At 72.7% G+C, this 20,844-nt stretch carries 18 protein-coding genes, 2 tRNA genes and 1 other RNA gene; 12 read left to right on the top strand and 9 right to left on the bottom strand.

Annotated features, from left to right (window positions below; all coding sequences use genetic code 11):
* Positions 1 to 34: 34 nt before the first annotated feature.
* Positions 35 to 121: transfer RNA gene (locus C5N14_RS30215), tRNA-Ser, on the top strand.
* 139 nt (positions 122 to 260) lie between these two features.
* Here C5N14_RS30215 and C5N14_RS30210 read toward each other — a convergent pair.
* The 3 genes from C5N14_RS30210 to C5N14_RS30200 all read right to left on the bottom strand — a co-directional run bounded on the left by C5N14_RS30210 (position 261) and on the right by C5N14_RS30200 (position 3,387).
* The gene (locus tag C5N14_RS30210) at positions 261 to 827 is read right to left on the bottom strand and encodes a hypothetical protein (RefSeq protein ID WP_117673117.1); all 567 of its coding nucleotides are present in this window, start codon (positions 825 to 827) and stop codon (positions 261 to 263) included.
* A complete protein-coding gene (locus C5N14_RS30205; RefSeq protein ID WP_117673115.1) occupies positions 824 to 1,438 on the bottom strand; it encodes a hypothetical protein in 615 nt (204 codons plus the stop codon). The genes C5N14_RS30210 and C5N14_RS30205 overlap by 4 nt, the downstream gene beginning before the upstream one ends.
* A gap of 272 nt (positions 1,439 to 1,710) precedes the next feature.
* On the bottom strand, positions 1,711 to 3,387 hold the full coding sequence (locus C5N14_RS30200) for an FG-GAP-like repeat-containing protein (RefSeq protein WP_117673113.1): 1,677 nt from the start codon (positions 3,385 to 3,387) through the stop codon (positions 1,711 to 1,713).
* A gap of 302 nt (positions 3,388 to 3,689) precedes the next feature.
* Here C5N14_RS30200 and C5N14_RS30195 point away from each other — a divergent pair, with 302 nt between their 5' ends.
* A complete protein-coding gene (locus C5N14_RS30195) occupies positions 3,690 to 3,956 on the top strand; it encodes a hypothetical protein (RefSeq protein ID WP_128763705.1) in 267 nt (88 codons plus the stop codon).
* Between the two features lie 342 nt (positions 3,957 to 4,298).
* Here C5N14_RS30195 and C5N14_RS30190 read toward each other — a convergent pair.
* Positions 4,299 to 4,383, bottom strand: a tRNA-Ser gene (locus tag C5N14_RS30190).
* 82 nt (positions 4,384 to 4,465) lie between these two features.
* On the opposite strand from C5N14_RS30190, the gene ffs reads away from it, so the two are divergent.
* The 9 genes from ffs to C5N14_RS30145 all read left to right on the top strand — a co-directional run bounded on the left by ffs (position 4,466) and on the right by C5N14_RS30145 (position 14,387).
* An RNA gene (ffs, locus tag C5N14_RS30185) (signal recognition particle sRNA small type) lies at positions 4,466 to 4,555 on the top strand.
* Between the two features lie 119 nt (positions 4,556 to 4,674).
* The gene (locus C5N14_RS30180; protein WP_117673109.1) at positions 4,675 to 7,095 is read left to right on the top strand and encodes a DNA polymerase III subunit gamma and tau; all 2,421 of its coding nucleotides are present in this window, start codon (positions 4,675 to 4,677) and stop codon (positions 7,093 to 7,095) included.
* Positions 7,096 to 7,205: 110 nt separating this feature from the next.
* Complete coding sequence (locus tag C5N14_RS30175; RefSeq protein WP_243640253.1) at positions 7,206 to 7,514, top strand: YbaB/EbfC family nucleoid-associated protein; 309 nt, start codon at positions 7,206 to 7,208, stop codon at positions 7,512 to 7,514.
* 12 nt (positions 7,515 to 7,526) lie between these two features.
* The gene (gene recR, locus C5N14_RS30170; protein ID WP_117673105.1) at positions 7,527 to 8,120 is read left to right on the top strand and encodes a recombination mediator RecR; all 594 of its coding nucleotides are present in this window, start codon (positions 7,527 to 7,529) and stop codon (positions 8,118 to 8,120) included.
* A 329-nt stretch (positions 8,121 to 8,449) separates the two neighbouring features.
* A complete protein-coding gene (locus tag C5N14_RS30165; protein WP_117673103.1) occupies positions 8,450 to 10,114 on the top strand; it encodes an ABC transporter substrate-binding protein in 1,665 nt (554 codons plus the stop codon).
* Between the two features lie 78 nt (positions 10,115 to 10,192).
* On the top strand, positions 10,193 to 11,197 hold the full coding sequence (locus C5N14_RS30160) for an ABC transporter permease (protein ID WP_117673101.1): 1,005 nt from the start codon (positions 10,193 to 10,195) through the stop codon (positions 11,195 to 11,197).
* Positions 11,194 to 12,156, top strand: a complete 963-nt coding sequence (locus C5N14_RS30155; RefSeq protein ID WP_117673099.1) for an ABC transporter permease — start codon at positions 11,194 to 11,196, stop codon at positions 12,154 to 12,156. The genes C5N14_RS30160 and C5N14_RS30155 overlap by 4 nt, the downstream gene beginning before the upstream one ends.
* 6 nt (positions 12,157 to 12,162) lie before the next feature.
* A complete protein-coding gene (locus C5N14_RS30150) occupies positions 12,163 to 13,287 on the top strand; it encodes an ABC transporter ATP-binding protein (protein WP_117673097.1) in 1,125 nt (374 codons plus the stop codon).
* The gene (locus tag C5N14_RS30145) at positions 13,284 to 14,387 is read left to right on the top strand and encodes an ABC transporter ATP-binding protein (protein ID WP_117673095.1); all 1,104 of its coding nucleotides are present in this window, start codon (positions 13,284 to 13,286) and stop codon (positions 14,385 to 14,387) included. Before C5N14_RS30150 ends, C5N14_RS30145 begins: the two co-directional genes overlap by 4 nt.
* 69 nt (positions 14,388 to 14,456) lie before the next feature.
* Here C5N14_RS30145 and C5N14_RS30140 read toward each other — a convergent pair whose 3' ends face one another.
* Together C5N14_RS30140 and C5N14_RS30135 are read right to left on the bottom strand one after the other, a co-directional pair.
* The gene (locus C5N14_RS30140) at positions 14,457 to 14,966 is read right to left on the bottom strand and encodes a hypothetical protein (RefSeq protein WP_117673093.1); all 510 of its coding nucleotides are present in this window, start codon (positions 14,964 to 14,966) and stop codon (positions 14,457 to 14,459) included.
* Positions 14,948 to 15,604, bottom strand: a complete 657-nt coding sequence (locus C5N14_RS30135; protein WP_117673091.1) for an HNH endonuclease family protein — start codon at positions 15,602 to 15,604, stop codon at positions 14,948 to 14,950. Before C5N14_RS30135 ends, C5N14_RS30140 begins: the two co-directional genes overlap by 19 nt.
* 136 nt (positions 15,605 to 15,740) lie before the next feature.
* Between C5N14_RS30135 and C5N14_RS30130 the strand changes: the two genes are divergently transcribed.
* On the top strand, positions 15,741 to 17,195 hold the full coding sequence (locus tag C5N14_RS30130; protein ID WP_371685940.1) for an MFS transporter: 1,455 nt from the start codon (positions 15,741 to 15,743) through the stop codon (positions 17,193 to 17,195).
* A gap of 36 nt (positions 17,196 to 17,231) precedes the next feature.
* On the opposite strand, the gene leuA is transcribed toward C5N14_RS30130, so the two are convergent.
* From leuA to C5N14_RS30115, 3 genes are all read right to left on the bottom strand, one after another.
* A complete protein-coding gene (gene leuA / locus C5N14_RS30125; protein ID WP_117673087.1) occupies positions 17,232 to 18,980 on the bottom strand; it encodes a 2-isopropylmalate synthase in 1,749 nt (582 codons plus the stop codon).
* Positions 18,981 to 19,257: 277 nt separating this feature from the next.
* The gene (locus C5N14_RS30120) at positions 19,258 to 19,953 is read right to left on the bottom strand and encodes a nitroreductase family protein (protein WP_117673086.1); all 696 of its coding nucleotides are present in this window, start codon (positions 19,951 to 19,953) and stop codon (positions 19,258 to 19,260) included.
* An 84-nt stretch (positions 19,954 to 20,037) separates the two neighbouring features.
* Positions 20,038 to 20,826, bottom strand: coding sequence for a hypothetical protein (locus tag C5N14_RS30115; RefSeq protein ID WP_243640248.1), 789 nt, complete (start codon positions 20,824 to 20,826; stop codon positions 20,038 to 20,040).
* Positions 20,827 to 20,844: the final 18 nt, after the last annotated feature.

Raw genomic sequence — 20,844 nt, 5'->3', positions numbered from 1 at the left:
GCATCCGGACCCGGCGTCCTGTACCCTTCTCGGCGGTGGCGTGTCCGAGTGGCCTAAGGAGCACGCCTCGAAAGCGTGTGAGGGTTTACGCCCTCCGCGGGTTCAAATCCCGCCGCCACCGCTCGTGAAGTGCGAGAATGCCCGGTCGATCCGCCAGGATCGGCCGGGCATTCCGCTTTCGGCCTCAGTTCGTGCGCTAAGACGTTCGTGGTGGGTGCGGCGGGCGCCGGTTCCTTCCCTTGGTCCGGTTTCGCCCAGGGTCAGCAGGGGCCGTAGCCCTCGGCGAAGAGGCGGCGGGCCCAGTCGGCGTACCCCGCGATGATCTTTCGGACCGTGCGGCCGTCGTGCAGGAAGAGGTACGCGCGGTCGCCGCGGCGGGCCAACAGGCCGTCGAACCGGTACGTCCCGTGTGGGGCGTCCAGCCGGCTGACCCGCGCGTAGCGGGCCCTGACCTGGTCGACCGGGGTGCCGACGGTGACGCCCTCCGGGGTGCGGACCGGATCGTCGAGCCAGAGCAGCACCAGCCGGTCGTCGACGAAGATCGGGCTGGCCTCCTCGTGGCCGGCGAGCGTCGGCCCGCACGCGTCGACCTCGGCGCGGAGTATGCCGCGCCGGGTCAGGTCCGCCTCGGTGTCGCCGAACTCGACGTTGCGCAGCCCACGCAGGTCGACGACCTCCGCGGGGCGGGCCGGGCGGCCGGCACCGGGCGGGTCGGGCGGGCGAAGGCCGCTGCCGGCGTCGACCGGCCCCTGTGGACGCACGCCGCTGCCGGCGATCGAGGCAGCCGCCAGTAGTGTCGCAATGAAAACGAATTGCCGCAATTTCATGGAATCCCCCAGTCCCCAACGGGACCGGGGCGTTCAGGTTGCTGCCGAGCGACGGATTCCCTGATTTCCCATTCTTCGGCCAGCTCGTCCCAGTAGTCGGCGGTGAGCCCGCGCCGGCCGTGGGTCAGCCAGCCGTCGGTGTTCCGCTCCAGGTGCAGGCCCAGCTCGGCGAACGGGTCGATCCACCGGCCCGGCTCCGCGCCGAGGCGGACCAGCGCCGCGTTCAGCGGCCACTGCTCGCGCGGGGAGTCCAGCACGTCGTCGAAGTGCGGCCCCCAACTCACCGCGCCGGCCAGCCAGACCACCGCCGCCTGGCGGCCGACGCCGCCGGAGAACTCCGCCTCCAGGTACGCCACCGGCCCGAGCCCCGACCACCCGGCGAACAGCGCGGCCAGGGCCGGCGAGAGCACCAGCTCGAACGGCCGGTCGGGGCCGGGCTCGGCCACGACGAAGTCCGGCAGTGATCCGGTCAGCTCCTCGACGAGCTGCGGGGTGACCGGCAGCAGGGCGAAATCCTGGCGCAGCGCGGCGAGCACGGCGTGGTCCAGGTCGGCGGTCTGCTCGCGGAGCAGTTCGACGTCGGCGACCACCGCGCTGAGCTGGTAACTCATCGGACCCCTCCGGCATCCACAGGCTGTGGATGGAACATGTGTACGACCGGGAGCGGAGCGCCGGTGCTGCCCGGAAGGTACCGGGGCGCTGCGTGGTGTGCACGTCGCGCATCAGGCCACAACGGTGCTCTTTGCCGACCGTCGCCCCCGATCACTCCCGCGCCGGGAGACGACGAAGGGGCGGCCCCGCCGGGGCCGACCCTTCGTGCCGCTCTTCCGAGCGGAGACTACGAGAGTTGAACTCGTGCCGGTGTCGACCCGGCCCGCCCTGCTCAGTACACCGCGCCGCCGCTCTGCGGCCCGGCGATGCGCAGGCCGTACCGCATGGGCCAGACGCGTTCGGTGCGTACGGACAAACCACTCCACGAGGTCGACTGCGGGACGAGCCCGCCGGTGGAGCCGCGGAACGAGCTGATCGACCCGGACGGGTATCCGGGGTGGTCGCCGGCCACCTCTTCCCCGTACGACGCCACGACCGCGTCCAGCCCGCCGACGCCGTCGAGGCTCAGCAGTGCGACGGAGGCACCGAACTTGTCCCCGCGCTCGGACGAGTCAGGGACGGCCGCGTGGTTCTGGTCGAACTGCTGGGCACCGCTCCCGGTCAGCCCGCCGGCGGAGCCCTTGAGCAGGGTGACGACGCCGGCCTCGGCCGTCGAGCCGACGGCCTCGCCGGGCGTGCCGACCAGCACGTCCGCCCTGCCGTCGCCGTCCACGTCGCCGGTTGCGAGGGTCGCACCGAAGCGGTCGTCGTCCTCGGGGTCACCCGGTACGCCGGCGGTGCGCTGCGTGATGATCCGTACGGCGCTGCCGGACAGGCCGGCGGAGCGGCCCGTGAAGACCGCGACGAGGCCACCGTTGAGGTGCGGGGTCTGGGCGCCGGGCGCACCGGCGACCACCTCGCCCAGCCCGTCGCCGTCCACGTCGCCGATCGCGAGAGCCTCACCCAGGTACCACGCGATGGTGTCGCTGCGGCCCGTCGACCCGTACACCGCCGCTCCGGTCACCGACGTGGCCCCGGTGAGCGAGACCCCGGCCGCCGAACCCCACATCAGGGTGACCATGCCGGTGCCGTCCCAGGACACGCCGTCGTTCTCGTGCGGGGCACCGATGACCAGGTCGGCGTACCGGTCGCTGTTGACCTTGCCGATCGCGAGCGTGAAGCCGAAGTGGTCGTTGCGCTCGGCCGAGCCGGGCACCGCGGCCTGGCCCTGGTGGAGCTGCTGGGCGCCGGTGGCCGTGAGGCCCCCCGATCCGCCGAGCAGGACGGTGACCGTGCCGGCCTCCGCCGCGCCTCCGATCGACTTGCCGGACGCGCCGATCGCGAGGTCGTCGCGGCCGTCCCCGTTGATGTCGCCGGCCGCGAGCGCCGACCCGAACCGGTCGTAGTTCGCCGGGTCTCCCGGGACACCCGGCGAGCTCTGGTTGAAGTGGGTCGTCGCGTCGACGACCAGGCCCGTCCGGCTGCCCGGGATGACCCAGACTCCGCCGGCGTGGACCTTGGTGCCCGGATCCACCTCGTCCGAGTCGCCGACAGCCAGGTCGTCGTAGCCGTCGCCGTTGAAGTCGCCCGCCACGAGCGCGATACCGAAGCAGCCGCAGCCGCCGTCCGACGACAGGACACCCAGGAGATAGTCGACCTGCGGCGCGGACGAGTAGCGCACGGTCACCACGCCGGTCGGGTAGTGGGGGAGGTTGGTTTCGAAGGGGTCGCCGGTGGCCGCGACGTCGTCGACGCCGTCGCCGTCGAAGTCGGATCGGGTGGGACCGGTCGCCTTCACCCGGATGCCGATCTTCTTCACCGGGCCGCCCATCTTCGCCACCCGGTGGTGTTGGAGGACGACGCCCTCCCGGGTGACGGTCCGGAATTCGTCCGCCGCCTCCGCGGGGGCACCGACTGTCAGCCCGGCCAACACGGCCAGAACCGAGACGCTCGCAACTCTCCGACGCACCAGAACCCCCCGCTCGCTGTGGACGCCCCGACACCCTAGAAGGTCGGATCGACGGCCGTAACCAGATGAACGGTCACCTCGCGCGACGGCCGGGCGGCACCGTCGACCGAACGGCCGGACCGTCACCTCAGGCCGTTGCGGATGCGTCCACCCGTTTGCGGGCCTGCCGGACGCTGCCCTCGGCGAGGTACGCGCGTCCGTCAGTCGGCCAGCGACATCGCGTACTGGATCGTGATAGAAATCGTCACTGCTCACACGGAAGGACACGAGTGAAACGCCGACTTCTGCATGCACTGACGGCCATGACTGTCATCATTGCCGGTACGGGCGTGGTAGCCACGCCAGCCTCGGCCAGCGACGCGTGGGGCATTGTCTGCAACCTCAGGGAGAACACCTGGCTCCGCGCCGCGCCTCAGAGCGGCTTCGTGCTGCGCACCCTGACGGCCGGGCGCGGATTCCGCTGGCACGGTCAGGTCTGGGCCATCGACGCCGACTCCTGGCTCTACGGCCACGGCGCCGAGGATCCGTCGCTGGACGGCTGGGTCCCGGCCCGCAACACCACCTGCTGAACCCGTAGCTGACGGGGGATGGCCGCAGTCGCCTGCGGCCATCCCCCGTACCCATTCTCGCCGGCGAGCACGGGCACGACGTCGTCTACCAGAAGAATGCACTCAACCTCGACCTGACTGTCCGACGGCGGCTACCGCGGCGATCCTGAGGTGATCATCCGTACCGCGAGGCCCGCGACGGCAGCGAGCTGCCCGACCGGCAGGCCGGCCTGGACGCGCGGCGCCGGATGGTGCGTGCCCAGGTCGAGCGTGCCCAGTCCAGGCTCAAGTGCTTCCCGACACAGACAACGCTGGGCCGATCCGGTGAGGGGATCGGCCCAGCGTTCGTGCTGCTCAGGTGAGCGGAGGATACGAGATTCGAACTCGTGAGGGTGTGAACCCAACACGCTTTCCAAGCGTGCGCCCTAGGCCTCTAGGCGAATCCTCCGTGGGACAGAATACAGGTCCGTCGCGGCCCGGCCACCCCACCACCCCCCGAAGATCGACCGGCGGTCGGGTAGGGTGGGTGTCACCTCCCGTGCGGCGGTATCTCGTGAACCTCCCCAGGGCCGGAAGGCAGCAAGGATAAGCGAGCTCTGCCGGGTGCACGGGAGGCCTTTTTGTCTCCGGGCGCCGGTACCGTACCCGCGGATCAGGGTCAGGGTCGGTTCACGGGGTGGTGGGTGGTCACCCGCGCCCGACCGGCGCAGAATGGCTCGGTCGAGAGGAGGCGGGACGGGTGGCACTGGCGCTCTACCGCAAGTACCGGCCGCGCACCTTCGCCGAGGTCATCGGGCAGGAGCACGTCACCGAGCCGCTGTCGCAGGCGCTGCGCAGCGGGCGGCTCAACCACGCGTACCTCTTCTCCGGCCCGCGCGGCTGCGGCAAGACCTCCAGCGCCCGGATCCTGGCCCGCTCGCTGAACTGTGAGCAGGGTCCCACCCCGGAGCCGTGCGGGCAGTGCGAGTCCTGCCGCTCGCTGGCCACCGACGGCGGGTCCATCGACGTGCTGGAGATCGACGCGGCCAGCCACGGCGGCGTCGACGACGCCCGGGAGCTGCGGGAGAAGGCGTTCTTCGCGCCGGCCCGCAGCCGGTTCAAGATCTACGTCATCGACGAGGCGCACATGGTCTCGTCGGCCGGCTTCAACGCCCTGCTCAAGCTGGTCGAGGAGCCCCCGGAGTACGTCAAGTTCATCTTCGCGACCACCGAGCCGGAGAAGGTCCTCGGCACGATCAAGTCGCGGACCCACCACTACCCGTTCCGGCTGATCCCGCCGAAGGTGCTCCGGCCGTACCTGGAGCAGCTCTGCGAGGCCGAGGGGGCCACCGTCGACCCGGCGGTCTTCCCCCTGGTGGTGCGTGCCGGCGGCGGCAGCGCCCGGGACAGCCTCTCCGTGCTCGACCAGCTCATCGCCGGCGCGGGTCCGGAGGGGGTCAGCTACGCCCGGGCCGCCGCGCTGCTCGGCGTCACCGACTCGGCGCTGATCGACGAGATGTGCGACGCGCTGGCCGCCGGGGACGGCGCGGCGGCGTACGCGACCGTGGACCGGGTCGCCGAGGCCGGGCACGACCCGCGCCGGTTCGCCTCCGACCTGCTGGAGCGGCTGCGCGACCTGATCGTGCTCCAGCAGGTGCCCGACGCCGCCACCAAGGGCCTGATCGACGGGCCGGCCGACCAGATCGAGCGGATGACCGCCCAGGCCCAGCGGCTCGGCCCGGCCACCCTGTCCCGGTGCGCCGACATCGTGCACAACGGCCTGGTGGAGATGCGCGGCACCACCGCGCCCCGGCTGCTGCTGGAGCTGATCTGCGCCCGGATGCTGCTGCCGGGCGCGGACGACTCGACCGGTGCCCTGCTCCAGCGCCTGGAGCGGATGGAGCGCCGGATCACCCTCGGCGGCGCCGAGCCGCCGGCCGCCGCCGGCCCCGCGCCGGTCGCCCCCGCCCCTCCGGTACGCCCCGAGCCGGCCGCCCCGCCCACGGCTGCCACGCCGCCCGCGCCAGCGTCCGCCGCCGCGGCGGGCGACCCGCCCCCGCCCGCCGCTCCCGTGTCGGCGGCTCCGGTCGCCCCGGTCGTGCCTCGGCGGGAGGTCCCGCCGGAGGCGGTCCTGCCCGACCCGGGCACCCCGTCCCCGCCCCGTCCCGGTGCGGCGGCCCCGGGCGCGCTGGACGCGGTGGCGGTGCGCCGGGCGTGGCCCGAGGTGGTCGGCAAGGTCAACCGGACCAACAAGCGGATCGCGGCGCTGATGCGGGACGCGGTCGTCCGGGAGCTGGACGGCGACGTGCTGCTGCTGACCGTGAAGTCGACGGTGCTGGCCAAGATGATGTCCGACCACGCCCAGGTGCTCACCGACGCCCTCTACGAGGAGCTGGGCGGGCGCTGGCAGATCCGGTGCGAGATCTCCGGCGAGCGGGGCGGCGGCGGCCCTCGGGCGGCGGCTCCCGCGGCGGCCCGCCCGGCCCCGCAGGCACCGACCGCCCCCGCCGCCCGCCCGACGTCCGGCGCGCCGGACGGCCGGGGCGGCGCGGTTCCGGCCGGGCCGGCCACGTCGGCCGGTGGGGACGAGGAGTGGCCCGAGCCGGCCCGCCCCGGCGGGGCCGCGCCGGCCGCGAACGCGACGCAGGGCGACGACTGGCCGGAGGCGGCCCGCCCGGGCGGGACCGGGCCGGTCGCGCCGCCCGCCGCCGGCCCCGGGGCGGACACCCCGCCCCGCACCCCCGCCCCCGGCGCCCCGACGCGTGAGCCCGCCGGGGCACGAGGCGCGGGCCCGGCACCGGCCGCCCCGCCGGCCAACGGCGCCGCCGGCAACGGTGGCGGTGCGGGCGGCGCGCCGGTCAGCAGCGCCATCGCCGCCGCGCGGGCGGCGGCGGCCGGCCGCGGCCCGCGTACCCAGAACGGGGCCCGGCGGACGGCGGACGCCGACTGGGCCGGCGAGCCGCCCTACGATCCCGACTACGACGGGCCGGTGCGCGGCGGTGGCCGACCGGGCCCCGCGGCACCGGCCACCCCGGCCTACGAGGGCTTCGACCCGGGCGACGAACCCCTCGACGAGGTGATCGACGAGCGGACGGCCCGGCAGTCCAGCGAGGAGCAGGCGGTGCAGCTGCTCCGGGAGGCGTTCGGCGCCGAGAAGATCGACGAGGTGGACGCCCGCTGAGGCGGGTGTCGCCCGTGCCGGAGAACCGGCCGCGCCCCGGCTAGGCTGGGCGCGGCCGAGCAGACGAGTGCGAGAAGGAGCCATCCGTGCGCCCAGGTGGACAGCCGAACATGCAGCAGATGCTGAAGCAGGCGCAGAAGATGCAGCAGCAGATCGCCAAGGCGCAGGCCGAGCTGGCCGAGGCCGAGCTGACCGGCACCGCCGGTGGTGGCCTGGTCACGGCGACCGTCTCCGGCTCCGGCGACATCAAGGGCATCAAGATCGACCCGAAGGCGGTCGACCCGGAGGACGTGGAGACGCTGGAGGACCTGGTGGTCGCCGCGCTGCACAACGCCGCCGAGGCGGCCCGGGCGCTGACCGAGCAGAAGATGGGTCCGGTCACGGGTGGCATGGGCGGCCTCGGCCTGCCCGGCTTCTGAGTCGGCCGCTAGATGTACGAAGGTGCCATCCAGGACCTGATCGACGAGCTGGGGCGGCTGCCGGGCGTCGGCCCGAAGAGCGCCCAGCGGATCGCCTTCCACGTCCTGTCGGCGGACCCGGCCGACGTCAACCGGCTGGCCGGCGCGCTGCGCAAGGTCAAGGATCTGGTGCGGTTCTGCACCACCTGCTACAACGTCGCCGAGTCCGAGCAGTGCCGGATCTGCCGGGACCCGCGCCGCACCGACGAGGTGCTCTGCGTGGTCGAGGAGCCGAAGGACGTGGTGGCGATCGAGCGGACCGGTGAGTTCCGGGGCCGCTACCACGTGCTCGGCGGGGCGATCAACCCGCTGGAGGGGATCGGGCCGGACAACCTGCGCATCCGGGAGCTGATGACCCGGCTCAGCGGGGGCGTGGTGCGTGAGCTGATCCTCGCCACCGACCCGAACACCGAGGGCGAGGCGACAGCGACGTACCTGGCGCTGATGGTCAAGCCGATGGGCATCACGGTGACCCGGCTGGCCAGCGGCCTGCCGGTCGGCGGCGACCTGGAGTACGCCGACGAGATCACCCTCGGCCGCGCCTTCGAGGGGCGCCGCGCCGTCTGACCGTACCCGACGACTTGACGGCCGGCACCGGTTTCCCGGTGCCGGCCGTCGGTCCTTTCGGCGTCCCGATCCACTGTGGGGATCTGACATGTGATCGGGCGGGGGCGACGGGCGATGTAACAAATTCGCATCTATGAAACAGTGCAAATCGTACCCTTTGGTGGCGGTCCGCTGGGCCGTCGCATGCGAGGCGCACCGGTTAAGACACGATCCGGTACCAACCGCTTCCTCGGCAGTTTCCCGGCGGTCCGAACGGCGACTAAGGTCACGGCCATCGGTGACCCCTGTCACCACGTTGTCCGTACCCCCAAGGACGAGGTGAAGCACCCATGCGTGCACCCAGGCCGAAGGTCGCTGTCGCGGCCGTCGCGGTCGCGGCCCTCGCGGTAGCAGGCTGCGCCGAGAGCGACCGCGACGACAGTTCCGGTGGTAGCAAGAAGGACACTCTGGTCTTCGGCGTGGCCGGCGACCCGAAGGTCCTCGACCCCAGCTTTGCCAGCGACGGCGAGTCGTTGCGCGTGGCGCGTCAGGTCTTCGAGACCCTGGTCCGGCCGGAGGAGGGGGGCACCAAGGTCACCCCGGGGCTGGCCGAGTCGTGGACCCCGGACGCCGCCGGCACCACCTGGACGTTCAAGCTCCGCTCGGGCGTGAAGTTCCACGACGGCACCGACTTCAACGCCGAGGCCGTGTGCGTCAACTTCAACCGCTGGTACAACGGCAAGGGCCTCATGCAGAGCCCGGACGTGACCGCGTACTGGCAGGACGTCATGGGCGGGTTCGCCAAGAACGAGAACGCCGACCTGCCACCGAGCCTGTTCAAGTCGTGCACCGCCAAGGACGCCACCACCGTGGACCTGGCGTTCACCCGGGTCTCCAGCAAGATCCCGGCCGCGCTGATGCTGCCCTCGTTCTCCATGCACAGCCCGAAGGCGCTGGAGCAGTACGACGCCAGCAACGTGGGCGGCACCGCCGAGGACATCAAGTACCCGTCGTACGCGATGGAGCACCCGACCGGCACCGGCCCGTTCAAGTTCAAGTCCTGGGACGTCGCCAACAAGACGCTCACCATCGAGCGCAACGACGACTACGCCGGCACCAAGGCCAAGCTGAAGACCATCATCTACAAGACCATCTCGGACGAGAACGCGCGCAAGCAGGCGCTGCGCTCCGGCGACATCCAGGGCTACGACCTGGTCGGCCCGGCCGACGTGGAGCCGCTGAAGACCGAGGGCTTCAACATGCTCACCCGGCCGGCGTTCAACGTCCTCTACCTGGCGATCAACCAGAAGGGGAACCCGAAGCTCGCCGACATCCGGGTCCGCCAGGCGATCGCGTACGCGCTCAACCGCCAGGCGCTGGTCGACTCGAAGCTGCCCCCGGGCGCCAAGGTCGGCGTGAACTTCATGCCGGACACCGTCGAGGGCTTCAACGGCGACGTGACCAAGTACGACTACAACCCGGAGAAGGCCAAGCAGCTGCTGGCCGAGGCCGGCGCGTCGAACCTGGCCCTGCGGTTCCACTACCCGACCGAGGTCACCCGGCCGTACATGCCGAACCCGAAGGACATCTTCGAGCTGCTCTCGGCGGACCTCAAGGCGGTCGGCATCAACGTCCAGGCCATCCCGCTGAAGTGGAGCCCGGACTACCTGAACGCCACCACCTCCGGCGCCAAGCACGACATCCACTTCCTCGGCTGGACCGGTGACTACGGCGACGCCTACAACTTCATCGGCACCTTCTTCGACCGGCCGAAGGACGAGTGGGGCTTCAACGACAAGGCCCTCTTCGACCAGTTCAAGGACGCCGACACCACCGCCGACCCGGCGGCCCGGGTGGAGAAGTACAAGGCCCTGAACAAGGCCATCATGGATCGCCTGCCGGGTGTGCCGATCTCGCACTCGCCGCCGGCGATCGTGTTCGGCAAGGACGTGACCGGGATCAAGGCGAGCCCGCTCACCGACGAGCGGTTCGCCACCGCCGAGTTCAAGTCCTGATCTGACGCAACGAACGCGGGCGGGCGCTGTCACCACGGCGCCCGCCCGCACCCCTCCGCACCCCCTACCGAGGCCGCCGTGTTCCGGTTCATCGTCAGACGCCTGCTCCAGCTGATACCGACGCTGATCGGGCTCTCCCTCCTGCTGTTCATCTGGCTGCGCCGGCTGCCGGGCGGCCCCGAGACCGCCATCCTCGGTGAGCGCGGCACGCCGGAGATGCGCGCCGCCATCCGCCGCAACCTCGGCCTCGACGAGCCGATCCTGATCCAGTACGGCCGGTTCGTCCGGCGGCTGATCAAGCTGGACCTGGGCACCTCGACCTCCACCAAGCGCCCGGTCGTCACCGAGTTCATCGAACGGTTCCCCGGCACCGTCGAGCTGACCGTGATGGCCATGGTGATCGCGATCGGGATCGGCATCCCGCTGGGCTACCTGGCCGCCCGCCGCCGGGGCCGGATGCTCGACCACCTCTCGGTCGGCGGGTCGCTGATCGGCATCTGCATCCCGGTCTTCTTCCTGGCGTACGTGCTGAAGGCGATCTTCTCGGAGAACCTCGGCTGGTTCCCGTCCAGCGGCCGGCAGGATCCGACCCTCGGGGCGACCCGGATCACCAACTTCTTCGTCTTCGACGGGCTGATGACCCGGGAGTGGGACGCCGCCGCCGACGCGCTCTGGCACCTGGTGCTGCCGGGCCTCGCGCTGGCCAGCATCCCCCTGGCGATCATCGTCCGGATCACCCGGGCCAGCGTGCTGGAGGTGCTCAACGAGGACTTCGTCCGCACCGCCGAGGCCAAGGGCCTGACCGAGCGGACCGTCCGGGGCCGGCACGTGCTGCGCAACGCCATGCTGCCCGTGGTCACCTCGATCGGCCTGCTCACCGGCGGCCTGCTCTCCGGCGCGGTGCTTACCGAGACCGTCTTCGCCTTCAGCGGCATCGGGGCGTTCGTCGCCGAGGCGATCGGCCAGCGCGACTACCCCGTGCTGATGGGCTTCATCCTGATCATCGCGGTGGTGTACGTGCTGGTGAACCTCCTGGTGGACCTCTCCTACAGCGTGATCGACCCGAGGGTGAGGGTGCGATGACGGCGATCACCGGCAAGAAGCGCGAGAAGATCGACCGGCTCGCCGAGCTGGCCGCCCGGGACGACGAGCGCGGCGTCAGCCTCTGGCAGGAGGCGTTCCGCCGGCTGCGGCGCAACCCGGCCGCCATCGTCGGCGCGGTGATCCTGGGACTGTTCCTGCTGGTCGCGATCGTCGGACCGTTCCTGGTCCCGCACCCGGCGGACGCCCAGCTCTGGAAGGGCGAGATCCGGGACAACATCGGCTACTTCCCGGGCCCCCGGGCCGAGAACTGGTTCGGCGTCGACCACATCGGCCGCGACGAGTTCAGCCGGATGATCGTCGGTGCCCGGCAGACCCTGCTGGTCGGCATCATCTCCACGCTGATCGGCCTGGCCGTCGGGTCGCTGATCGGCGGCGTCGCCGGCGCCGCCGCCGGCCTCGGCGGCCGGTGGGGCCGGGCCGTCGACAACATCCTGATGCGCTTCGTCGACATGCTGCTGGCCATGCCGAGCCTGCTGCTCGCGATCAGCATCGCCGCGCTGCTCGGCTCCGGCCTGACCACCGTCATGATCGCGGTCGGCGTGGTCTCCGTGCCGGTCTTCGCCCGGCTGCTGCGCGGCTCGATGATCTCCCAGGCGAACAGCGACTACGTGCTGGCTGCGACGTCGTTGGGCGTGAAGAAGCCGAAGATCGCGCTGACCCACGTGGTGCCGAACTCGCTCGCCCCGGTGATCGTCCAGGCCACGCTGACCCTGGCCACCGCGATCATCGAGGCCGCCGCGCTCTCCTTCCTCGGCCTCGGCAACAACGACGCCTCCATCCCGGAGTGGGGCGTGATGCTCGCCGACGCGCAGCGCTACCTCGACGCCGCGCCCCGGCTGGCCATCCTGCCCGCACTCGCCATCATCGTCACCGCGCTCGGCTTCACCCTGCTCGGCGAGGCGATGCGCGAGGCCCTCGACCCGAAGCTGCGGAAGTAGGTCGTCATGGCACTGCTCGAAGTGGACGATCTCTCCGTCACCTTCGCCCGGCGCGGTCAGCGCACCGTGCACGCCGTCGACGGGGTGTCCTTCTCCGTCGACGCCGGCGAGGTGGTCGGCCTGGTCGGCGAGTCCGGCTGCGGCAAGAGCGTCACCTCGCTGGCCATCATGGGCCTGCTGCCCAAGCAGCCCGGCCTGCGGGTTGGCGGCAAGGCGGTGTTCGACGGCACGGACCTGCTCCAGCTCGACGACCGGTCCCGCCGGGACATCCGGGGCCGGGACGTCGCGATGATCTTCCAGGACCCGCTCTCCTCGCTGAACCCGGTGATCCCGATCGGGCTACAGGTGACCGAGGTGCTGACCCGGCACCGGGGGATGAGGGGGGAGGCGGCCCAGAAGGAGGCCGCCGACCTGCTCGACCGGGTCGGCATCCCCGACCCGCGCCGTCGGCTCAGGGAGTACCCGCACCAGCTCTCCGGCGGCATGCGGCAGCGCGCCCTGATCGCCATGGCGGTGGCCTGCCAGCCCCGGCTGCTGATCGCCGACGAGCCGACCACCGCGCTGGACGTCACCATCCAGGCGCAGATCCTGGAGCTGCTCAAGGACCTGGTCCGGGACTCCGGCACCGCGCTCGTGATGATCACTCATGACTTGGGCGTGGTCGCCGGCATGTGCGACACGATCAACGTGCTGTACGCCGGCCGGGTGGTGGAGACGGCCCGCCGCCGCCCGCTGTTCCGCGAGCCGCGGCACCCGTACACGGTGGGGCTGCTCGGCTCGGTGCCGCGCCTGGACGCCGGGCGCGGCGAGCGGCTGAACCCGATCCCCGGCTCGGTCCGCGACCTGCTGGCCTGGCCGGACGGCTGCGCCTTCGCCCCGCGCTGTGCCCGCCGCGTCGACGAGTGCGTGGGGGAGCCGCCGGAGCTGGTGCTCGCCCACGACGGCCGCAGCTACCGGTGCGTCAACCCGGCCCCGGTCGGCGGCACCGTGCCCCCGGCCGCCACCGGCGGCCGGACCGCGACCGCCCCGGCCCCGGGCACCGCCCCGGCGGCCGGTGGCGCCAGCCCGGCACCGGCCGACGACGCGACCGCGGGTCCGGTGCCCGCCCCGCGCGAGGAGGAGAAGCCGTGACCGAGAGCGACGTCCTCGTCGAGGTCCACGACCTGAAGGTGCACTTCCCGATCAAGCGGGGACTCCTCCTCGACCGGGTGGTCGGCCACGTCAAGGCGGTCGACGGGGTCGACCTGAGCATCCCGCGCGGAAAGACGTACGGGCTGGTCGGCGAGTCCGGCTGCGGCAAGTCCACGCTCGGCCGGGCCCTGCTCCAGCTCACCCCGCCCACCGGCGGCGAGGTCCGCTTCGACGGCGTCGAGCTGACCCGGCTGCCGGCCGGAAAGCTGCGCACCATGCGCCGCCGGATGCAGATGATCTTCCAGGACCCGATGTCGAGCCTGGATCCCCGGCAGAACGTCGAGTCGATCCTGACCGAGGGGTTGCAGACCCACGGCATCGGGACCGACCGGGACGACCGGCGGCGGATCATCGGCGAGACCCTCGACGCGGTGGGGCTGCCCCGCTGGGCGCTGTCCCGGTACCCGCACGAGTTCTCCGGCGGCCAGCGGCAGCGCATCGGCATCGCCCGGGCCCTGGTGCTCGGCCCCGAGCTGATCGTCGCCGACGAGCCCGTCTCGGCCCTGGACGTCTCCATCCAGGCCCAGGTGGTGAACCTGCTCGACGAGCTCCAGGACAATCTCGGCCTGACCTACCTGGTGATCGCCCACGACCTCGCCGTGGTCAAGCACATCTCCGACGTGGTCGGCGTGATGTACCTGGGCGCGCTGGTCGAGGAAGCGCCGAGCGACCGGCTGTACAGCGAGCCGCTGCACCCGTACACCCGGGCGCTGATGTCGGCCGTGCCGGTGCCGGACCCGGACGTGGAGGACCGGCGGGAGCGCATCCTGCTCGCCGGGGACCTGCCGTCGCCGGCCAACCCGCCGTCGGGCTGCCGGTTCCACACCCGCTGCCCGTGGGCCCAGCCCACCCGGTGCGCCGACGAGCGGCCGGCGCTGCGGGACATCGGCGGCAGCCGGGTCGCCTGCCACTTCGCCGAGCGGATCGCCAGCGGCGAGCTGCGCCCGCACAAGGTGAGCGCGCGGATCGTCCGGCCCGAGGGCGAGGGCGCGACCCCGGCCGTCGTCTCCGCCCCCACCGAACCCGGCTCGTACGTGTGAGCAAGGGCCCCTTGTCGACGCCCTCGGCGGGGCAAGGGGCCGGTCACGGCCGGCGGCCGGTGGGGCGGGTCAGCCCTCGGGGCGGTTCAGCAGGCCCACCGCGATCGCGTGCACCGCGTCCAGCCCGGCCGGGTCGGCCAGCGGGGCCCGGCCACCGGTGACGGCGTACCACTCGTCGGCCTCCCGGTACTGCACGCGCAGGGTGACCTGGCCGTCGGCGTACTCGGTGCGCAGGGTCAGCTCGCCGGTCACCACGCCCACCTCGTCGGTCATCACGCCGCCCGGGCCGGGCACGAAGTCGGCCGTGCGGCTCTGCGCCCCGCCGCCGGCCGGCGGGCCCGTGGGCGGGGCCGCCGCGGCGCTGGTGGCCCCGGCGTCGGCGGACATGCCGGCGCCGGAGACGTCGGCCGGAGCCGCCGGGGCGCCGTCCGCGGTCATCCCGGCCGTGGTCGGCCCGCCGGCTGTCGTCGCACCCGTCGCCGCGTCGCCGCTGCCGGTCGCCGCGTCGTTCCCGCCCGCGTCCGGCGTCTCGTCCATGGCGGGTGTCGCCCCTGCCCCGGTCACGGCTTGCTCGCCCATGTGCAGCCCTCCAACATGTCGGTCAGGGCGGCCTTCTCGGCACTGGTCACCGTCAGCCGCCAGTGGTGCTTGACCGTCACCCAGTCCTCGGCGTACTGGCACCAGTATGACCGGTTCGCCGGCTTCCACTGGGCCGGGTCCTGGTCACCCTTTGACCGGTTGGAGGAGGCGGAAACCGCGAGGAGCTGGGGTCTCGTGAGATCGTTCGCGAAGTCGCCCCGTTTGGCGTCGTCCCACTCGTCCGCCCCCGAGCGCCACGCGTTGGCCAGCGGCACGGTGTGGTCGATGTCCACGTCGGAGGGGTCGGTGAAGACCCGGCCGTCGTACACGCTCTCCCAGCGGCCGGCGACCACGTTGCAGCCGGAGAACTTGATGTCGTCACCGTCGCGCTTGAGGACGCTGTCCCGCACGTCGCAGTTCTTCCCGGTGTTCCGCCAGTGCGGGAAGCGGTTGCGGCTGTATCCCTTCATCGAGCCGGCGCTGGCGACGGTCAGTTGGCCCAACTGCTCGCTGACGTTGCCGCCGCCGCTGGGCGGGGCCTCGGGCTCGTCGACCGGCGAGCAGCCGGCGGCCACGAGGGCGAGCGCCGCGGCGAGCGCGACCACCCGGGCCGCACGACGTCCTGATCTGGTACGCACAGACGACACCTCTCCAGCTTGCGGGCTTCTGGCGATTGCGCACAGTACCCCGGCACCGTTTCCGTGATTCGTGGCGTCCGGCAAATCGACCGGAGGAGGATGGGTACCCGTGACCGAACCCGCATCCACGCTCAGGATGGGCACGACCGCCGCCCGGGGGACGCTGCTCGCCGCGATCCTCGCCTCCGGCATGGTCTTCCTGGACAGCACCGTGGTCAACGTGGCCCTGCCCCGCCTCGGCGCGGAACTCGGCGCCACGGTGGCCGGTCTCCAGTGGACCATCAACGGGTACCTGCTCATGCTGGCGGCGTTCGTGCTGTTCGGCGGGGCGCTCGGCGACCGGTTCGGCCGGCGGCGGGTGTTCCTGATCGGGGTGGTCTGGTTCGCCGTCGCCTCGGCGCTGTGCGGTCTGGCCCAGGGTACCGGCTGGCTGGTCGCGGCCCGGTTTCTCCAGGGCGCCGGGGGCGCGCTGCTCACCCCCGGCTCGTTGTCGGTCATCCAGTCCAGTTTCCACCCCGACGACCGGGGCCGGGCGATCGGCACCTGGGCCGGCCTGGCCGGGGTCTCCACCGCGCTCGGCCCGTTCGTCGGGGGATGGCTGATCGACGCCCTCTCCTGGCGGTGGATCTTCTTCATCAACCTGCCGCTGGCCGTGCCGGTGGTGCTGGCCGCGCTGCGCTGGGTGCCGGAGAGCCGCGACGAGGACGCCTCGCGTACCGGGGTCGGGCGGCGGCGCTTCGACGTGGCCGGCGCGCTGCTCGGCGCGCTCGGCCTGGGCGGCGTCACGTACGCCCTGATCGACGCGCCGGCCCGGGGCGGCTCGCTGCCGGTGCTGGCGTCGGCGCTGGTCGGAGTGCTCGCCGCCGGCACGTTCGTGCTGGTGGAACGCCGCCGGGGCGACACCGCCATGCTGCCCACCAAGCTGTTCGGCAGCCGGCTCTTCTCGGTGCTGAACGTCTTCACGGTGGTGGTGTACGCGGCACTCGGCGGGTTCACCTTCTTCCTCGCCGTCTACCTACAGAACGTGGTGGGCTGGTCGGCGCTGCTCACCGGCCTGGCCACCGTCCCGATGACGGTCCTGCTGCTGGTCGGCTCGTCCCGCGCCGGGGCGCTGTCGGCCCGGATCGGCCCGCGGCTGCCGCTGACCGTGGGCCCGGTGGTGGCCGCGATCGGCCTGCTGCTGCTGCGCGGGGTGGGGCCGGGCGCGTCGTACTGGACGGACGTGCTTCCCGGGGTGACCCTGTTCGGCCTGGGCCTGACCCTGGTGGTGGCACCGCTGACCGCCTCGGTGCTGGCCGCCGTGGCGGACCGGTTCGCGGGGGTGGCCAGCGGGTTCAACAACGCGGCGTCCCGGGCCGGCGGGCTGCTGGCGGTCGCCGCGCTGCCACTGCTGGTCGGCTTCAGCGGGACCGGGTACGAGCAGAAGGCGGCGCTGACCCACGCGTTCCGGGGCGCGCTGCTCTGGTGCGCCGGCGGGCTGCTGGCCGGGGCGGTGCTGGCCGGGCTGCTGATCCACCGCCCGCCCCGCGAGGCCCCGGGTGCGCAGCCCTGCCCGTCGCTGCCCGCCTCGACCCCACCCGACAAGCGGTAGGCGGCGCCCGGCGGGTGCCGGGCGCCGCCGGGCGACTCAGGCGCGGGCGCGGTTGACGGCGCTGGTGACCGCCTTCACGGAGGCGGTGACGATGTTCGCGTCCACCCCGACGCCCCACACGGTGCGGCCGTCGACCTCGCACTCGACGTACGCGGCGGCCTGCGCGTCCCCGCCGGAGGAGAGCGCGTGCTCGTGGTAGTCGAGCACCCGCACCGGCACGTCCATCGAGCCGAGCGCGTTGACGTACGCGTCGATCGGACCGTTGCCGACGGCGGCCAGCGACCGGACCTGCCCGCCGAGGCCCACCTGGGCCTCGATTTCGACCTTGCCGTCGGCGGTGCCGATGGCGTAGCCGGCCAGGGTGACGGCCGGGTCGGGCTGGTGGTCGAGCAGGTAGTGACTCGCGAAGATCTCCCACATGGTGCCCGGGTCGACCTCGCCGCCGTCGTGGTCGGTGACCTGCTGGACCACGCCGGAGAACTCGATCTGGAGCCGGCGCGGCAGGTCGAGCTGGTGCTCGGACTTCATGATGTACGCCACGCCGCCCTTGCCGGACTGCGAGTTGACCCGGATGACCGCCTCGTAGGTGCGGCCCAGGTCCTTCGGGTCGATCGGCAGGTACGGCACCGCCCAGGCGTGCTGGTCGACCGGCACCCCGGCCGCCGCCGCGTCGGCGTGCAGGGCGTCGAAGCCCTTCTTGATCGCGTCCTGGTGGGAGCCGGAGAACGCGGTGTAGACCAGGTCGCCCGCGTACGGGTGGCGCTCGTGCACCGGGAGCTGGTTGCAGTACTCGACGGCCCGCTTGACCTCGTCGATGTTCGAGAAGTCGATCATCGGGTCGATGCCCTGGGAGAACAGGTTGAGCCCCAGCGTCACCAGGTCGACGTTGCCGGTGCGCTCGCCGTTGCCGAACAGGCAGCCCTCGATCCGGTCCGCGCCGGCCAGCAGCCCCAGCTCGGCGGCGGCCACACCGGTGCCCCGGTCGTTGTGCGGGTGCAGGCTCAGCACCAGGCTGTCCCGCCGGGGCAGGCGCCGGTGCATCCACTCGATCGAGTCGGCGTACGCGTTCGGGGTGGCCATCTCGACGGTGGCCGGCAGATTGATGATCAGCTTCCGGTCCGGCGTCGGGTCGATCACGTCGATCACCGCCGAGCAGACCTGGAGCGCGTACTCCAGCTCGGTGCCCGTGTACGACTCCGGAGAGTACTCGTAGTAGATGTCCGTGTCCGGGGCGTGGATCTCCGCGTACTTCTGGCAGAGCCGGGCGCCGGTGGTGGCGATGTCGGTGATGCCGTCCCGGTCCAGCCCGAAGACCACCCGGCGCTGGAGGGTGGAGGTCGAGTTGTAGAAGTGCACGATCGCCCGCTTCGCGCCGCGCAGCGACTCGAAGGTCCGCTCGATCAGGTGTTCCCGGCACTGGGTGAGCACCTGGATGGTCACGTCGTCGGGGATCAGGTCCTGCTCGATGAGCTGCCGGACGAACTCGTAGTCGGTCTGGCTGGCCGACGGGAAGCCGACCTCGATCTCCTTGTAGCCCATCTGCACCAGGAGCTGGAACATCCGGCGCTTGCGCTCCGGGGACATCGGGTCGATCAGTGCCTGGTTGCCGTCGCGCAGGTCGACGGCGCACCAGCGGGGCGCGGCCTCGACGTGCCGGGTCGGCCAGGCGCGGTCCGGCAGGTCGATCCGGAACTGCTGGTGGTACGGCTGGTACCGCTGGTACGGCATCCGGCTGGGGCGCTGGCGGGCGATGGGATCGGTGTCAGCGTCGGTGGGTTGAGCCATGACGGAGTGCTCCCCTGAACATGTGGCGTCAGCAATCGGAAGGTCGGCGACGATGCCGGGTCGGCGCGAGGCGCCGATGGAAAACTCGGATGTGCTGGACGGCGCGGTTCGACTCCGCGACGAGGTGCCGGCCGGTCAGGCCTCGTCGCGGCGACCAAGGAGAAGCTGCGCCTGCCACATGACAGAGTGACCCTACGTGATGAGGTGGGGGGTGCAAAGGTCGGTCCGGAGTTTGAGATCGACGTCGCAGCCGGCCGGCCGGGTCAGGGCAGGCCGGTCAGCGCAGCAGCAGCTCGGCCAGCGGGCGGCGGCGGCGCAGGCCGGTCTCCTGCCGGAGCAACTCCTCGGGCAGGCTGAACGGGTCGCCGAGCCGGCCGACCGCCGCCACCACCAGGGGGCGGATCCCGGCCGGCAGCTCCAGGTCGGCGGCGAGCCCGGCGGCGTCGAAGGCGGCCAGTTGACGCACGTACAGCCCGAGCGCGGTGGCCTGCACGGTCAGGTGCGCCACCGCCTGCCCCAGGTCGTACGCGGCCCGGCCGGCGGGACCGGCCGCCGCCGGCCCGTGACCGCCGCCGACCCCGGCCGAGTGGGCCGGCCCGGCGGCGTGACCCTGCGTGCCGGCCCCGGCCCCGCCGTCGGCGTCACCGGCCGGCTCGGCGTCACCGGCCGGCTCGGCGTCACCGGCCGGCTCGGCGGGACCGGCCGGCTCGGCGGTCAAGTGGGCGCCGAGCAACAGGGCGGCGGCATGCCGGGCCCACCGCTGCTCGGCCGCCGGCAGGTTGACCAGGATCCGCTTGTACGTCTCGTCGTCGCGGTGCCCGAGGGCGAACCGCCACGGCTGCCGGTTGCCGGCGGAGGGTGCCCAGCGGGCCGCCTCCAGCAGCGAGGCCGCGTCGGCCGGAGGCAGCGTGGCGGTCGGGTCGAAGGCCCGAGGACTCCAGCGGAAGGCGAGCAGCGGGGTGAGGTCGGCCATGGGGCAAGCGTCCCGTATCGGGCATTTTGCGCGAAGTTCGGGGTCGAAGAATGTGTCCAGAACCACCCGTAACGGGACGCGGTGTCAGGGCGTTTCGGTGGCCCCGGGCGTCGGCTCGGCGCCGCTCGGCGCCGCGACACCGAGCGGCTCGCCGTCCGTCACCGGGCCGGCGAGCTGCACGGTCGCCGGGGCCGGCGCGGCCGGACCGGCCAGGACGAGGGTGCCGGTCACGGTCCGCACGGCGGTCGGCGTGCCGTCCGGGGCGTAGCAGTAGATCCCGGCGTCCAGCGGGGCGTTCAGCGAGGCCGAGGTCGAGTCGACCGAGTAGCAGGCCCCGGTCGCCCCCGCCGGCGGCCGGGCCGGAGAGACCGCCAGCGGTGCCCGCCGGTCGGTGAGCACCTTCAGCCAGTCGGTGAAGGGGTGCTGCACCCGGGGGTCCAGCCGCCCCGGGACGGCGTCGTCCCGGTCACCGAGGCGTACGCAGCTCGCCGGCTCGGGGCGGCCGGCCGACGGCAGGCCGCACTGGAAGAGCCCGTCGGCGGTGCCGGCGAACGAGACGTCCGCCGTGCCGCCCAGCGCCCCACCCGGGACGTCGACCCGCCAGGTGCCGTCGTTCGCGCTGGTCACCGTGATCGTGCGGTCGGGGCCGTCGCCGGTGAGGGTGTACCGGGCGGTGAATTGCCGGTCCTGGGCCGCCGCGGCCAGGGCGGCCAGCTCGTCGCGGGCGGAGTCGACGGCGGCGGGCGCGGGGTCGCTCGGCGGCGGCGAGGTCGTCGCGGCGGGCGGGTCGCCGGCGCAGGCGGCGAGCAGGGCCGGCAGGGTGAGCGTGAGGACGCCGGTCAGGCGCCGGGCCACGCGGCGGTGGGCATGCACCGGGTCATTCTGCGGTGC

Origin of the sequence: Micromonospora sp. MW-13 (assembly GCF_003434305.1) — a bacterium.
Taxonomy (GTDB): domain Bacteria; phylum Actinomycetota; class Actinomycetes; order Mycobacteriales; family Micromonosporaceae; genus Micromonospora.
Note: the sequence above shows the minus strand (reverse complement) of the source record. Positions and strands in the feature narration are given on the sequence as shown.